Origin of the sequence: Streptomyces sp. NPDC059010 (assembly GCF_042740355.1) — a bacterium.
Lineage (GTDB): Bacteria > Actinomycetota > Actinomycetes > Streptomycetales > Streptomycetaceae > Streptomyces.
Genome location: NZ_JBHYJA010000002.1, coordinates 41,465 through 56,341, shown reverse-complemented (window position 1 = coordinate 56,341; position 14,877 = coordinate 41,465). Strand labels below are relative to the sequence as shown.

At 70.2% G+C, this 14,877-nt stretch carries 11 protein-coding genes; 9 read left to right on the top strand and 2 right to left on the bottom strand.

Annotation, left to right across the window (positions count from 1 at the left end):
• Positions 1 to 5 precede the first annotated feature (5 nt).
• The 7 genes from ACFWYS_RS02385 to ACFWYS_RS02355 all read left to right on the top strand — a co-directional run bounded on the left by ACFWYS_RS02385 (position 6) and on the right by ACFWYS_RS02355 (position 8,094).
• On the top strand, positions 6 to 1,253 hold the full coding sequence (locus tag ACFWYS_RS02385) for a spermidine/putrescine ABC transporter substrate-binding protein (RefSeq protein WP_384762312.1): 1,248 nt from the start codon (positions 6 to 8) through the stop codon (positions 1,251 to 1,253).
• Positions 1,250 to 2,416 (top strand): ABC transporter ATP-binding protein, encoded by a 1,167-nt coding sequence (locus ACFWYS_RS02380; protein ID WP_384762310.1) that lies wholly within the window; start codon positions 1,250 to 1,252, stop codon positions 2,414 to 2,416. The genes ACFWYS_RS02385 and ACFWYS_RS02380 overlap by 4 nt, the downstream gene beginning before the upstream one ends.
• The gene (locus ACFWYS_RS02375; protein ID WP_384762308.1) at positions 2,416 to 3,345 is read left to right on the top strand and encodes an ABC transporter permease; all 930 of its coding nucleotides are present in this window, start codon (positions 2,416 to 2,418) and stop codon (positions 3,343 to 3,345) included. Before ACFWYS_RS02380 ends, ACFWYS_RS02375 begins: the two co-directional genes overlap by 1 nt.
• Entirely contained in the window at positions 3,346 to 4,146 is an 801-nt protein-coding gene (locus tag ACFWYS_RS02370) for an ABC transporter permease (RefSeq protein ID WP_384762307.1), read from the top strand. It abuts the gene before it with no gap.
• A gap of 34 nt (positions 4,147 to 4,180) precedes the next feature.
• Positions 4,181 to 5,608 carry an NAD(P)/FAD-dependent oxidoreductase gene (locus ACFWYS_RS02365; RefSeq protein ID WP_384762305.1) on the top strand — a complete coding sequence of 476 codons (1,428 nt, stop codon included), beginning with the start codon at positions 4,181 to 4,183 and terminating at the stop codon, positions 5,606 to 5,608.
• Between the two features lie 128 nt (positions 5,609 to 5,736).
• A complete protein-coding gene (locus ACFWYS_RS02360) occupies positions 5,737 to 6,189 on the top strand; it encodes a hypothetical protein (RefSeq protein WP_384762303.1) in 453 nt (150 codons plus the stop codon).
• Positions 6,190 to 6,300: 111 nt separating this feature from the next.
• Positions 6,301 to 8,094: a chitinase gene (locus tag ACFWYS_RS02355; protein WP_384762301.1), complete on the top strand. Its 1,794-nt coding sequence runs from the start codon at positions 6,301 to 6,303 to the stop codon at positions 8,092 to 8,094.
• On the opposite strand, the gene ACFWYS_RS02350 is transcribed toward ACFWYS_RS02355, so the two are convergent.
• Together ACFWYS_RS02350 and gabT are read right to left on the bottom strand one after the other, a co-directional pair.
• Entirely contained in the window at positions 8,033 to 8,869 is an 837-nt protein-coding gene (locus ACFWYS_RS02350) for a phosphatase PAP2 family protein (protein ID WP_384762809.1), read from the bottom strand. The two genes, ACFWYS_RS02355 and ACFWYS_RS02350, sit on opposite strands and share 62 nt — an antisense overlap.
• Before the next feature lie 222 nt (positions 8,870 to 9,091).
• Positions 9,092 to 10,426, bottom strand: coding sequence for a 4-aminobutyrate--2-oxoglutarate transaminase (gene gabT, locus ACFWYS_RS02345; RefSeq protein WP_384762299.1), 1,335 nt, complete (start codon positions 10,424 to 10,426; stop codon positions 9,092 to 9,094).
• A gap of 405 nt (positions 10,427 to 10,831) precedes the next feature.
• Here gabT and ACFWYS_RS02340 point away from each other — a divergent pair, with 405 nt between their 5' ends.
• Positions 10,832 to 12,928 (top strand): ATP-binding protein, encoded by a 2,097-nt coding sequence (locus ACFWYS_RS02340; protein ID WP_384762297.1) that lies wholly within the window; start codon positions 10,832 to 10,834, stop codon positions 12,926 to 12,928.
• Between the two features lie 113 nt (positions 12,929 to 13,041).
• Entirely contained in the window at positions 13,042 to 14,721 is a 1,680-nt protein-coding gene (locus ACFWYS_RS02335) for a PucR family transcriptional regulator (RefSeq protein ID WP_384762295.1), read from the top strand.
• Positions 14,722 to 14,877: the final 156 nt, after the last annotated feature.

Sequence of the window (14,877 nt, the reverse complement as noted above, 5' to 3'; positions counted from 1 at the left end):
AGCGCATGGAGCAGTACGAGCCCGACCCTCTTTCCCCGGCCCAGGTGGCCGCCATGCGGCGCAGCCTGCGCAACGGCCGGGCCGCCATGACCCGCCGTTCCCTGCTGCGCGCCTCCACCGGCGGGGCGCTGGCACTGGGCGGACTGGGGACGCTCAGTGCCTGCGGGATTCCCGCGGCCGGCAAGACCGAGGGCGGCGCGTCCGCCGAGGACCACTCGGCCGAGGAGAAGCAGGTCAGCTTCTCCAACTGGACCGAGTACATGGACGTGGACGACAGCGAGAAGCACCACCCCACGCTCGACCGGTTCACCGAGCGGACCGGCATCAAGGTCAAGTACACCGAGGACATCAACGACAACGTCGAGTTCTTCGGAAAGATCAAGCCGCAGCTGGCGGCAGGCCAGGACACCGGCCGCGACATCATCGTCCTCACCGACTGGCTTGCGGCTCGCCTGATCCGCCTCGGCTGGGTCCAGAAACTGGACCCGTCGAACCTCCCGCATGCCTTCGCCAACCTGTCGGCGCAGTTCCGCGACCCCGACTGGGACCCGGGCCGCGCCCATTCGTACGTCTTCCAGGGCATCTCGACCGTCATCGCCTACAACAAGAAGGCACTCGACGGTGTCGAGGTGAAGTCGGTCTCCGACCTGCTCGACAACCCCAAGCTCAAGGGGCGTGTCGGATTCCTGTCGGAGATGCGCGACAGCATCGGCATGACGCTGCTCGACCTGGGCAAGGACCCGGCGAACTTCACCGCGGACGACTACGACGCGGCCGTCGCCCGCCTCCAGAAAGCCGTCGACAAGGGCCAGATCCGCCGCTTCACCGGCAACGACTACACCTCCGACCTGACCAGTGGCGACTTCGCGGCCTGTATCGCCTGGGCCGGTGACGTCGTACAGCTGAAGGCCGACAGTCCGGACATCGACTTCCTGATCCCGGACAGTGGGTACATCACGTCGACGGACAACTTCCTGATCCCCAACAAGGCACGTCACAAGGCGAACGCCGAGCGGCTCATCGACTACTACTACGAGCCGAAGCCGGCCGCCGAACTCGCCGCGTACATCAACTACGTGACCCCCGTCGACGGCGTGAAGGCGGAGCTGGAGAAGATCGACAAGGATGCGGCGAACAACCCGCTGATCATCCCCGACAAGGCCATGGCCGCGAAGTCCCACGCCTTCCGCTCGCTGAGTTCGAAGGAAGAGACGGCCTTTGAAGAGAAGTTCGCGAAGCTGACTGGGGCGTGATCACCGTGAAGAAGAACAACACAGACCATGGCGGCGACGTCCGCCTCTCGGGCGTCAGCAAGACGTACGACAACGGCTTCACCGCCGTGCACCCGCTCGACCTGACCGTGCCCCAGGGATCCTTCTTCGCCCTGCTCGGCGCTTCCGGCTGCGGCAAGACCACCACGCTGCGCATGATCGCGGGTCTGGAGGAACCTTCCGGCGGCACCGTCCACCTCGGCGAGCAGGACGTGACCGCGCTCCCGCCGTACAAGCGGCCGGTGAACACGGTCTTCCAGTCGTACGCCCTCTTCCCGCACCTCGACATCTTCGAGAACGTCGCCTTCGGCCTGCGCCGGCGCGGCATCAAGAGCGTGAAGAAGCAGGTCGAGGAGATGCTCGACCTCGTCCAGCTCGGCGAGCAGGCCCGCAAGAAGCCGCACCAGCTCTCCGGCGGCCAGCAGCAGCGCGTCGCCGTCGCCAGAGCGCTGATCAATCACCCCAAGGTGCTCCTCCTCGACGAGCCCCTCGGCGCCCTCGACCTGAAGCTGCGCCGCCAGATGCAGCTGGAGCTCAAGCGCATCCAGACCGAGGTCGGCATCACCTTCGTCCATGTCACGCACGACCAGGAGGAGGCCATGACGATGGCCGACACGGTCGCCGTGATGAACGCGGGCCGCGTCGAGCAGCTCGGCTCCCCGACCGACCTGTACGAGAACCCGCGCACGACGTTCGTCGCCAACTTCCTCGGCACCTCCAACTTCATCGAGGCCGAGGTCGACTCCAAGAGCGGCGACGACATCGTGCTGAAGGCGGGCGGCGGCAAGCTGGTCCTCCCCGAGGCGCGGTGCGGCGCGCCGGCTTCGGTCGGCGGCAAGGTGCTGGCCGGCGTACGCCCCGAGAAGATCTCCCTCACGCACGCGGACGAGGCCGGCGAGATACCCGAGGGCCGCAATCGCATCACCGGCAGGATCGCGGACTCCTCGTTCATCGGCGTCTCCACCCAGTACGTCGTGGACAGCCCCGTCTGCCCCGAGTTCGAGGTCTACGCCCAGAACATCGACCGCGACCCCCGGCTCGTGCCCGGCGCCGAGGTCGTCCTGCACTGGAACCCGGCGCACACCTTCGGCCTGGACGCGGCCCAGGACATCGACGCGGGCATCCAGGAAGAGGCGGCGGTCTGATGGCGACCCTCACCGAGGCGCCACCGCCTCTGGCCCCGACGGCTCCCGAGAAGAAGCCGCCCCGCAAGCGCGGCCGCCTGGTGCCGTACTGGCTCCTGCTCCCCGGCATCCTCTGGCTGGTCGTCTTCTTCGCGCTGCCGATGATCTACCAGGCCTCCACGTCCGTGCAGACGGGCTCCCTGGAGGAGGGCTACCAGGTCACCTGGCACTTCGCGACCTACTGGGACGCCCTGTCCGAGTACTACCCGCAGTTCCTGCGCTCGGTGCTCTACGCCGGCTCGGCGACCGTCCTGTGTCTGATCCTCGGCTACCCGCTCGCGTATCTGATCGCCTTCCGCGCGGGCCGCTGGAAGAACCTGATCATGATCCTGGTGATCGCGCCGTTCTTCACCAGCTTCCTGATCCGCACCCTCGCCTGGAAGACGATCCTCGCGGACGGCGGCCCGGTCGTCGGCGCCCTCAACACGCTGCACGTCCTGGACGTCACCAGCTGGCTCGGCATGACCCAGGGCGACCGCGTGCTGGCCACGCCGCTCGCGGTGGTCTGCGGTCTGACGTACAACTTCCTGCCGTTCATGGTCCTGCCGCTCTACACCTCGCTGGAGCGCATCGACCCGCGGCTGCACGAGGCGGCGAACGACCTGTACGCCAAGCCGGTCACCACCTTCCGGAAGGTCACCTTCCCGCTGTCGATGCCGGGCGTAGTCTCCGGCACGCTGCTGACCTTCATCCCGGCGGCCGGTGACTATGTCAACGCGGACCTGCTGGGCTCCACCGACACCCGCATGGTCGGAAACGTCATCCAGACGCAGTTCCTGCGGATCCTGGACTATCCGACGGCCGCGGCGCTGTCCTTCATTCTCATGGCCGCCATCCTCGTCATGGTGACGCTCTACATCCGCAGGTCCGGCACGGAGGATCTGGTTTAAATGACCGTCGTCAACTGGCTCAAGCGCAATCTCGTCGTCATCGCGGGACTGCTGACGCTCGCTTATCTACTGCTGCCCAACGTCATTGTGACGATCTTCTCCTTCAACAAACCGAAGGGGCGTTTCAACTACCAATGGCAGGAGTTCTCCACGGCCGCCTGGCAGGACCCGTGCGGAGTCTCCGACCTGTGCGGCTCGCTGTCGGTCAGCCTCCAGATCGCGTTCTGGGCGACCCTCGGCGCCACGATCCTCGGCACGATGATCGCCTTCGCGCTGGTCCGCTACCGCTTCCGCGCACGCGGCGCCGTGAACTCGCTGATCTTCCTGCCGATGGCGATGCCCGAGGTCGTCATGGCGGCCTCGCTGCTCACCCTGTTCCTCAACATGGGAGCCCAGCTCGGCTTCTGGACGATCCTGATCGCCCACATCATGTTCTGCCTGAGCTTCGTCGTGACGGCGGTCAAGGCACGGGTGATGTCGATGGACCCGAGGCTGGAGCAGGCCGCGCAGGACCTGTACGCCGGACCGTTCCAGACGTTCGTCCGGGTCACCCTGCCGATCGCCGCCCCCGGAATCGCGGCGGGCGCGATGCTCGCCTTCGCGCTCTCCTTCGACGATTTCATCATCACCAATTTCAACGCGGGCTCCACCGTCACCTTCCCGATGTTCGTATGGGGCTCGGCCCAGCGCGGAACGCCCGTTCAGATCAATGTCATCGGTACGGCCATGTTCGTCATCGCCGTACTGTTCGTCCTGGCCTCCATGGTCATCAGTAATCGCCGCACCAAGCAAAAGGCATAAGCCAAGGGGAAATCCCCTGTAGGGAGTTGAAATCATGGCCCCAAGCGCCATGAGCCGTGGCAACAACTGGACGCGATCCCTCTCCGAAGCCCAGCCGGTCCCGTACTGGCTGGAAGACCCCGGCAAGCCCCACCCCGAGCCCGCTCTCACCACCGCCGAGACCTGCGACCTGCTCGTCGTCGGCGGCGGCTACAGCGGACTGTGGACCGCGCTCATCGCCAAGGAGCGCGATCCGCAGCGGGACGTGGTCCTGCTCGAAGGCCGCGAGGTGGGCTGGGCCGCCTCGGGCCGCAACGGCGGCTTCTGCGCCGCCTCCCTCACCCACGGTCTGCCCAACGGGCTCGCCCGCTGGCCGGACGAGATCCATGAACTGGAGAAGCTGGGCGCACGCAATCTCGACGAGATCGAGAAGGCGGTCGCCCGCTACTCCCTGGACTGCGACTTCGAGCGCACCGGCGAGATCGACGTCGCCACCGAGACCTACCAGGCACGGGAACTGCGCGACTGGTACGAGGAGCTGCGGGAGAAGGGCCTCGCCGAGGGCATCGAGTTCCTGGACGCCGACGCGGTGCGGGCACAGGTCGACTCGCCGACCTTCCAGGCCGGTCTCCACGACCGCCGGGGCGTCGCCATGCTCCACCCGGCCAAGCTGGCGTGGGGCCTGAAGCGGGCGTGCCTGGAACTCGGCGTCCGCGTCTACGAGCACACGCCCGCCCTCACCCTGAAGCCGTACGGCGCCGGCATGGCCGTAAGCACCCCGTACGGCTCGGTCCGCGCCCGCAAGGTCGCCCTCGGCACCAACATCTTCCCGAACCTGGTCAAGCGCGTCCGCTCCTACACCGTCCCGGTCTACGACTACGCCCTGATGACCGAGCCGCTCAGCGCGGAGCAACTGGCCGCGATCGGCTGGAAGAACCGCCAGGGCCTCGGCGACTCGGCGAACCAGTTCCACTACTTCCGCCTCTCCGCCGACAACCGCATCCTGTGGGGCGGCTACGACGCCGTCTACCAGTACGGCGGCCGGGTGCGCGCCGAGTACGACGACCGCCCGGAGACATACGCCAAGCTCGCCGGGCACTTCTTCACCTGCTTCCCGCAGCTGGAGGGCATCCGCTTCACACACGCGTGGGGCGGCGCCATCGACACCTGCTCGCGTTTCTCGGCCTTCTTCGGCACGGCCCATCAGGGCAAGGTGGCGTACGCGGCGGGTTTCACGGGACTCGGCGTCGGCGCGACCCGGTTCGGCGCGGACGTGATGCTGGACCTGCTGGCGGGGGAGAGCACGGAGCGGACGCGGCTGGAGATGGTCCGCCGGAAGCCGCTGCCCTTCCCGCCCGAGCCCTTCGCCTGGACCGGCATCGCGCTCACCAAGTGGTCGCTGGCCCGCGCCGACGCGCACGGTGGGCGGCGGAACCTGTGGCTGAGGGCGATGGACCGACTGGGCCTCGGCTTCGACAGCTGAAGACGCCTCAGCCGAATGTGACTCAGCTCACTTCAAACTGGTCGCCAAAACCCGCGTAATGCTGCCGACTGACCTCCCTCTCTCCCGTGACGCGACCAGCGTCCACGACAGAAAGGGAGGTCACCGTCATGACAGGGGCGAAGACGGCGGTCGAGTGGCTGGCATCCGTTGCGCCGAATCCCGAAGCCTGTCGCTGGGAGTGGGAGCGCAACCCCCTCGGGGTCGCCCTGCTCCCGGCCGGCAAGGCCTGGGACGTACTCATCCTGCCGGGCGAGCTCGGCTATCCGACCCTCGATGTCCTCACCCGCATCCTCGATCAACTCGGCCCGGTCCTGGTCGACTTCGGCGACTCCCGCATGGGCTTCTTCGTGCCGCCCGGCACGGCCGCCCGCTGGCTCGGCACCGGCATCCGTACGGCCGGGGCCGGCACCTGGATCGTCGTCCCCTACCCGGGCCGCGCCACCGGCGGCGTCCGCTGGCTGGTCCCGCCGGACGGCAGCGGCACCCTCACCGACCCGGCCCTTCTCGAACTGGCCATGCACGAGGCGGCGGCGGGCCTGGCAGCGGAGGAGGAACGCTAGTCGCGATCACGCTTGAGCTGCGAGAACTCTTGACAAGGCAGATTGGTCTGGACCAAGTTGTGGAGCGGTGCCACGGCTCCACCTCCAATTCCCCCATGCCTGGAGGCACTTGTGGAACGCTTCAGACCTCTCGCCCTCCTCACAGCCGCGGCCCTGACCCTGCCCGGCCTCACCGCACTCTCGTCGGCCGCCCGTGCGGCCGACGCGGACCTCGCCCGCAACGGCGGCTTCGAGTCAGGCCTGGACGGCTGGACCTGCACGGCGGGTGCGACCGTGAACTCACCCGTACGCAGCGGCAGTTCCGCACTTCAGGCGACCCCGGCAGGCGCCGACAACGCCCGGTGCGCGCAGACGGTGACCGTGAAACCGGACTCCCAGTACACGCTGTCCGGCTACGTCCGCGGCTCCTACGTCTACCTCGGTGCCGACGGCACCGGCACCACCGACGTCTCCACCTGGACCCAGTCGGCCCCCACCTGGCAGCAGCTCACGACGACCTTCCGCACCGGCCCCGCCACCACCCGCGTCACCCTCTACACCCACGGCTGGTACGGCACGGGCGCCTATTACGCCGACGACATCTCGCTCGTCGGACCCGGCGTGGAAACAGGCCGGCCGCCAGCGGCTCCGACCGGCCTGAAGACGGGCACGGTCACCTCGTCCAGCGTCGCCCTGTCCTGGTCACCGGTCCCCGGCGCGACGAGCTACGCCGTCTACCGCGACGGCACCAAAGCCCAGAGCCCGACCGGCACTTCGGCGACGGTCAGCGGCCTCTCGCCCTCCACCGCGTACAGCTTCCAGGTCGCCGCGGTGAACGACGCGGGCGAGTCCGCGAAGTCGGCCACGGTGACGGCCACGACCACCGCACGACCGGGCGGCGGAGGCACGGACCTCCCGGCACACGCCCTGGTCGGCTACCTCCACGCGAGCTTCGCCAACGGATCCGGCTACACCCGCATGGCCGACGTCCCCGACAGCTGGGACGTCATCGACCTGGCCTTCGGTGAACCCACCTCGGTCACCTCCGGCGACATCCGCTTCAACCGCTGCCCGGCCACCGAGTGCCCGAACGTCGAGAGCGACGCCGACTTCAAGGCCGCCATCAAGGCCAAACAGGCGGCCGGCAAGAAGGTACTGATCTCCATCGGCGGCCAGAACGGCCAGGTCCAGCTGACGACCACCGCTGCGCGGGACGCCTTCGTGACGTCCGTGTCGAAGATCATCGACCAGTACGGCCTCGACGGCCTGGACATCGACTTCGAGGGCCACTCGCTCTCCCTGAACGCCGACGACACCGACTTCAAGAACCCCAAGACCCCGGTGATCGTCAACCTGATCTCGGCCGTGAAGACCCTCAAGGCCAAGTACGGCGCCGACTTCGTGCTGACGATGGCCCCGGAGACCTTCTTCGTCCAGCTCGGCTACCAGTACTACGGCACCGGCCAGTGGGGCGGCCAGGACCCGAGGGCGGGGGCGTACCTCCCGGTCATCCACGCCCTGCGCGACGACCTCACGCTGCTGCACGTCCAGGACTACAACTCGGGCCCGATCATGGGCCTCGACAATCAGTACCACTCCATGGGCGGCGCCGACTTCCACATCGCCATGACGGACATGCTGCTGACCGGCTTCCCGGTCGCGGGCAACGCGAGCAACGTCTTCCCGCCGCTGCGCCCCGACCAGGTGGCGATCGGCATGCCCGCCTCGACCAACGCGGGCAACGGCCACGTCCCTCCGGCCGAGGTCACCAAGACCCTCGACTGCCTGACGAAGAAGACGAACTGCGGCTCGTACGCCACCCATGGCACCTGGCCCGCACTGCGCGGCCTGATGACCTGGTCGATCAACTGGGACCGGTACGGCGGCTGGGAGTTCCAGCGGACGTTCGACGGCTACTTCGGCTGAGGAACAGCCACAGCAGGCCGAGCAGCACCGCGCACAGGCACCAACTGGCCACGACGTCCAGTGGCCAGTGGTAGCCGCGCCGGACCAGACCGAAGCCGACGCCGAGGTTGAGGACGGCGCACCCGACGAGCACCGCCCGACGGGCGTACGTCGAGCTCAGCCGGGGGAGGAGCAGCAGGGTCGCGGCGCCGTAGGCGATGGCGGCCGTGGCGGTGTGGCCGGACGGGTAGTAGCCGGTGGCGGGCGGTACGGCCGGGGTGCCGGGGCGGTCGGTCAGTTCCTTGAGGGGGACGATCAGGGCTGGGACCAGCGCCATGAGGACGGCGGCCGCGGTGGCCGGCAGCCACCAGTGGTCTGTACCGGCGCCGCGGCGGGTCCGCCACGCTGCGTACACCAGGGCGACGGCCAGGACCGGCACGGCGACCTGCACATTGCCCAGGTCGGCGAGGAGTTCGGCGAAGCGGTCCGGGTGGATCAGGGCCCGGCTGGCCGCCTCGTCGAGGTCGACCAGCGGGCCGTCGGCCATCACCTGCCAGGTGATGAGCGCGAAGAGAAGGGCGGGAAGCCCGAGAAGGAGAGAGAGGGAGGTCGGCCGCCCCGGAACAGGGGGGGTGGTTCCGAGGCGGCCGTCCGGACCGGATGGTCGCGCGCCCCGGGGGGTTTGGGGCGGGCGACTGTCCGATCGGTGAGGAGATCCGGAGCCGGAGGCTCCGGTTGTGTGCGCGAGGGCACGACCAGGTCGAAGCTGGGGAGGCCTCGCCCTGATGTCACCCAGAGTCCCCTCTGGGCGGGGTGTATCTCTCATCTGGTTAGAACCTACGACAGGGCGAGGGTGTTAGACAGACGGAATCGCGTCCTGACATCCACCTCGCACACCTTCTTCACACGCTCTGACGGTAGCCGCCCCAGCCCCGGAATCACGGTAGGTGTCAGGGCCGGGGCGGATGGGGTCCCCGGGACCGGGACCCCGTCGCTCACCAGTGGTTTTGCTGTGGCCTCAGATGCGGGCGAAGGCCTGCTCGATGATGTCGAGACCCTCGTTCAGCAGGTCGTCGCCGATCACCAGCGGGGGCAGGAAGCGCAGCACGTTGCCGTAGGTGCCACAGGTCAGGACCAGCAGGCCCTCCTGGTGGCAGGCCTTGGCGAGCGCGGCGGTCGCCTCCGCGTTCGGCTCCTTCGTCGAACGGTCCTTGACCAGCTCGATCGCGATCATCGCGCCACGCCCACGGACATCGCCGATGATGTCGAACTTCTCGGCCATGGCGGTGAGGCGGGCCTTCATGGTGGCCTCGATGTTCTTCGCCCTGGCGTTGAGGTCGAGCTCCTTCATCGTCTCGATCGAGCCGAGCGCACCGGCGCAGGCGACCGGGTTGCCGCCGTAGGTGCCGCCCAGGCCGCCCGCGTGCGCGGCGTCCATGATCTCGGCGCGGCCGGTCACGGCGGCGAGCGGAAGGCCGCCGGCGATGCCCTTCGCGGTGGTGATCAGGTCGGGGACGATGCCCTCGTCCTCGCACGCGAACCACTGACCCGTACGGCAGAACCCGGACTGGATCTCGTCCGCGACGAAGACGATGCCGTTGTCGGCGGCGAACTGACGGACCGCCGGCAGGAAGCCCTTGGCCGGCTCGATGAAGCCGCCCTCGCCGAGCACCGGCTCAATGATGATCGCGGCGACGTTCTCCGCACCGACCTGCTTGCTGATCTGGTCGATGGCCTGCGCGGCGGCCTCGGGGCCCGCGTTCTCCGGACCGGTCGGCCAGCGGTAGCCGTAGGCCACCGGCACCCGGTAGACCTCCGGCGCGAACGGACCGAAGCCGTGCTTGTACGGCATGTTCTTCGCGGTCAGCGCCATCGTGAGGTTGGTGCGGCCGTGGTAGCCGTGGTCGAAGACGACGACGGCCTGGCGCTTGGTGTACGACCGGGCGATCTTGACGGCGTTCTCGACGGCCTCGGCGCCGGAGTTGAACAGCGCCGACTTCTTGGCGTGGTCACCCGGGGTGAGCTCGGCCAGCGCCTCGGCGACGGCGACGTAGCCCTCGTAGGGCGTGACCATGAAACAGGTGTGGGTGAAGTCGGCGAGCTGCGCGGTGGCGCGGCGTACGACCGCCTCGGCGGATGCGCCGACGGACGTCACGGCGATGCCCGAGCCGAAGTCGATGAGCCGGTTGCCGTCGACGTCCTCGATGATGCCGCCGCCCGCACGCGCGGTGAACACGGGCAGCACGGAGCCCACGCCCTGGGCGACCGCGGCGGTACGGCGGGCCTGCAGCTCCTGCGACTTCGGACCGGGGATGGCGGTGACGACGCGGCGCTCCTGGGGAAGTGCGCTCATAAGGGGCTCCTGGGGTGTTGCGGACGCTTGTCTTCTGTCTTCCTCTTTTCTCGCAGGCTAGGGGCGGGAGTGGGGGGTGGGCATGCTCCATGTGGGCGTTGTCAGGAGCGCCGGTTGTCCGTGGTGGACATAGCGACCCTGACCGGTCTGGCGCCGCCGGGGGCGGAGACGACGCAGGACCCCTGCGGACCGCCCGCCATCCACAGGCCGGTCGCCCGCTCGCGACGGTCGGCGGGGAGTCTCCGTCTCCTGGTCCATGGGTGCGGGGCAGGCCACGACGGTATCCGGAGCATCTCAGTCCGCTGCGTCGGCCGCGTAAGCGGTGAACTCCCCAGGAGAGGGCGTTAGATTGGCTCGCTGATGGTGGATGCCACGGATGGAACGGCTGGTCAGGGGGCAACGGCGATGGACAGCGACGGGACGCAGGACGCGCGGGGCACACACGCGACGCCTGTGCCGCGATCACGCTCCGCCGTGCCGCCGATGCCTTCGGCGCCGCCCGGCCTGGACGGATCGGCGTTTCTGGGCTGGCTGCGGGCGGCGCGGCCCGAGGCACAGCCGGGCGTGTGGCGGTTCGGGCATGTGCCCCGGCCGGACGAGGAGCCGGAGCAGATCCCGGCGCGGCAGCTGGTGAGCGGGGCGCTGATCGCCTTCCTGGTCGGGTGGCTGATCTGGTCGCTGCTGGAGAACGGCTACCTCGGCGGCTGGTGGATCCTGCCGCTGCAACTCCTCGCCCCCGATGCCTGGCTGCACAGTGAGAGCAACGTCGTCAGGGGTCTCGTCTACAACGGCTACACCCTGCTCGTCATTCTGGCGATCATGGTGGGGGTGGGCCGGCTCGGCCGCTGGGGCGAGGTGTGGCGCCGTCTCGTCACCCCCCGCTTCCGTCGCCGCGAGCCCGAACAGGCGGCTCCCACGCCTCAGGAGGACCCCGCCCAGTGGAACCAGCTGCGTGCCGCCGGGGCCCATGAAGCCGCCGAGCGGCTCGGGGCCGACGCGCGGTCCGGGCGGATGCGGGACGTCGACTACGCGCGGATCGTCCGGGCCTGGCAGGGCGTGCGCAGCGGGCGGCACGATCTCGGCACGTTCAGCGGTGCCGTGCTCAGGGACGGTGCCGCAGCCTGTCTGCATCCGTCGGGGGAGCGCGACCTGCCCGCCCGGGTCGCCCGGCACGACCTCGTCAGCGGTCAGGTGCGGCTCGGCACCACCGCCGACGACCCGCGCAACCCGTACGCCTATCGCGGCACCGGACTCGGTCTCGGACCCGATCTGCTCGGCACCTCCCTGCTGGCCGTCGGTCCCGCCGGGTCCGGGAAGACGGGAACCGTCGTGCGGCCGCTCGCCGAGTCGCTGTGCCTGCAGGCCCTCGCCGGACGGGCCGCCGTGGTGGTGGTCGGCGCGGCGGGCTCGGGGCTCGGACCGGCCGACGCGTACGACGTCGTCGTACAGATCGGGAATCCGGACTCGGTCTACGACCTGGACCTGTACGGCGGCGCCGACGACCCCGACGAGGCCGCGGCCGTGCTCGCCGAGGCGCTCGTCGGGGACCTCGCCGACCCGCACCCCGGCAGCGACAGCCGCCGCTCCACGACCGTGCTGGCCCAGCTCCTCGGACCGTTCCGGGCGGTCCACGACCGCTTCCCGTCCGTGCCGGAGCTGCGGCAGCTGCTGGACGGCGCGCCAGGGGCGCTCGACGCGCTGCGTACCGGGCTGGAGGGTTCCGGGCAGGAGTCGCTCATTCGCGAACTGGACGCCCGGGAGCGGCAGTTGGGGCACCCCGGCGATGTGTCGGCGATCCTCGCGGACCGGGTGGCGTTGCTGGACCGGCCGGTGTTCGCGGGCTTCTTCGACACCTCCGGGCAGTCGCGGCCGTTCTCGCTGAAGGCCCTCGACCACCCCGTCCGGGTCCGCATCGACCTGCCCGCGCGCGGCCACGCCGAGGCCTCGCGGATGCTGGCGCGGCTGGTGCTGGCCCAGTTCACGGCGAGTGTCGCGGTACGGGAGGACCGGTCGCTGTTCGCCTGCCTGGTGCTGGACGACGCGACCGGGGTCGTGACACCCGAGGCCGTACGCGGCATCCAGCGGCTGCGGTCGGGCAACGCGGGCGCCGTGCTCACGCTGCGCACCCTGGACGACGTACCTAGGCCGCTGCGCGGGCCGCTGCTGGGGTCCGCCGGGTGCCGGATGGCGCTGGCCGGGGTCACGCCCTGGGACGGGCAGGACTTCGCCGAGGTGTGGGGCAAGGAGTGGACCGAGGCGCGGGACGTCACCGACCGGCAGATCATCGCCGAGACCCCGGCCGGCAAGGCGCTGCACGCGGTGCGCCGGGTGATCACCGGCAAGGCGCCGACCGCGCGCGCGGTGACCGTCCGCCAGGTCGAGCGGGAACGGTGGTCGGCGTCCGAGCTGGCGCACGGGGTGCCGCCGGGGCATGCGGTGCTGTCCCTCACCAGCGTCCAGGGCGAGCACGCGCCGCCGCTGCTGGTGGATCTGCGGGGTTAGGTCAGGGCCGGACTTCAGGTGACCCCATGACCGTACGGTGAGGCAGAATCGGCACAGGCTGTTCATACGTGGCGGCCAAAAGATCATGACGATCACGCCGACCTGAAGGTCTCATGCCACTCACGCTCGCCTCGCTCGTCCACCACTCCGCGCTCAAGCTCACCGTGCGGGCGGGCGAGGACCGCCTGGACGCGCCCGTGCGCTGGGCGCATGCCAGCGAGCTCACCGATCCCGTGCCCTACATGGAGGGCGGGGAGCTGCTGCTGATCACCGCGCTCAAGCTGGACGCGGAGAACCCCGAGGCGATGCGGCGCTATGTGCGGCGCCTGGTGGGCGCGGGCGTGGTCGGGCTCGGCTTCGCGGTCGGCGTCAACTACGAGGACATCCCCGAGGCCCTGGTCGACGCGGCGACGGAGGAGGACCTGCCCCTGCTGGAGGTGCCGCGCCGCACGCCCTTCCTCGCCATCAGCAAGGCCGTGTCCGCGGCGATCGCGGCGGACCAGTACCGGGCGGTGACAGCGGGGTTCGCGGCCCAGCGGGAGCTGACGAAACAGGCGCTGACCGACGGGCCGGAGGGGCTGCTGGCCGCGCTGGCGTCCCAGGTCAACGGCTGGGCGGCGCTCTACGACGCCTCCGGTGCCGTCGTCGCGACCGCGCCCGAGTGGGCGGGGCGGCGCGCGGCGCGGCTCACCGCCGAGGTGGAGCGGCTGCGGGAGCGGCCCGCGCCGGCGTCCTCGGTGGTCGGCGGGCCGGAGCACGAGGACCGGGTCGAGCTGCACACCCTGGGCACGGGACGCCGGCCGCGGGCCGCCCTGGCCGTGGGGACGGCGGCCGCGCCGGGCACGGCCGAGCGGTACGCGGTGCACTCGGCGATCGCGCTGCTGACCCTGACGACCGAGCGGTCCCGGTCGCTGCACGCGGCCGAGCAGCGGGTCGGCACGGCGGTGCTGCGCATGCTGCTCGCCGGGGAGCCGGACCATGCGCGGGCCGTGGCGGGGGACCTGTACGGCGACCTGCTGGACGCGCCCTTCCGGGTGATCGTCGCCGAGGCGGCGCCGGTCTCGGCGGCCCGGGTGGTGGACTCCGGGGCGCGGGTGGCGCTGACCAAGGCGTCGGCCGCGGTGCTGGTCGCCGCGTCAGGGGTGAACGGCGATCCGCTGGGCGCCCTCACCGAGGTCGTGGAGTCGGCGGCGGCCCGGGCCGGGGAGGCCGTGCTCGTGGTGCCGGAGGGCGAGGGCGAGGCCGCACGGCTGGTCGTGCTCGCCGCGGACGAGGGCGCCGCGGTCGCCGCGTGCACGGAGTACGCGGCGGCACTGGAGGCGACGCGGGCAGACGCCGGGTCGGAGACGCGCGGGGGAGCCGACGAGGACGAGCTGGTCGTGGGCCTCTCGGCACCGGCCGGGCCCATCGCCGCGGCGGCGGCCTACAAGCAGGCCGAGCAGGCCCTGTCGGTGGCCCGGCGGCGGGGGCGGGTGTGCGTGGAGCACGAGCAGCTGGCCGCGGGGTCCGTGCTGCCGCTGCTCGCGGACGACGCGGTGAAGGCGTTCGCGGACGGGTTGCTGCGGGCGCTGCACGAGCATGACGCGACGGGGCGGGGGGATCTGGTCGCCTCGCTGCGGGCGTGGCTGTCGCGGCACGGTCAGTGGGACGCGGCGGCCGCGGATCTGGGGGTGCACCGGCACACGTTGCGGTACCGGATGCGGCGGGTCGAGGAGATCCTCGGGCGGTCGCTGGACGACGCGGATGTGCGCATGGAGCTGTGGCTGGCGTTGAAGGCGACGTCGGCCGAGTAGGCAGACAGGCAGCAGGCAGACAGGGAGTAGGCAAGCAGGCAGTAGGCACGCAGGACCGCCCGCAGTCCGCGTACGCCAAATCGTAGCGACCGCGACTCCCACCACTACACCCCGGACAAACACCCCTCGGCCCGCGCGCCCCTACCGTGGACCACG

What these genes read in the sequence shown, in the direction of transcription:
- ACFWYS_RS02375 (WP_384762308.1), top strand. Translation starts at nt 2,416, where the DNA reads ATGGCGACCCTCACCGAGGCGCCACCGCCTCTGGCCCCGACGGCTCCC.
- ACFWYS_RS02340 (WP_384762297.1), top strand. Translation starts at nt 10,832, where the DNA reads ATGGACAGCGACGGGACGCAGGACGCGCGGGGCACACACGCGACGCCT.
- ACFWYS_RS02385 (WP_384762312.1), top strand. Translation starts at nt 6, where the DNA reads ATGGAGCAGTACGAGCCCGACCCTCTTTCCCCGGCCCAGGTGGCCGCC.
- ACFWYS_RS02360 (WP_384762303.1), top strand. Translation starts at nt 5,737, where the DNA reads ATGACAGGGGCGAAGACGGCGGTCGAGTGGCTGGCATCCGTTGCGCCG.
- ACFWYS_RS02335 (WP_384762295.1), top strand. Translation starts at nt 13,042, where the DNA reads ATGCCACTCACGCTCGCCTCGCTCGTCCACCACTCCGCGCTCAAGCTC.
- ACFWYS_RS02370 (WP_384762307.1), top strand. Translation starts at nt 3,346, where the DNA reads ATGACCGTCGTCAACTGGCTCAAGCGCAATCTCGTCGTCATCGCGGGA.
- ACFWYS_RS02365 (WP_384762305.1), top strand. Translation starts at nt 4,181, where the DNA reads ATGGCCCCAAGCGCCATGAGCCGTGGCAACAACTGGACGCGATCCCTC.
- gabT (WP_384762299.1), bottom strand. Translation starts at nt 10,426, where the DNA reads ATGAGCGCACTTCCCCAGGAGCGCCGCGTCGTCACCGCCATCCCCGGT.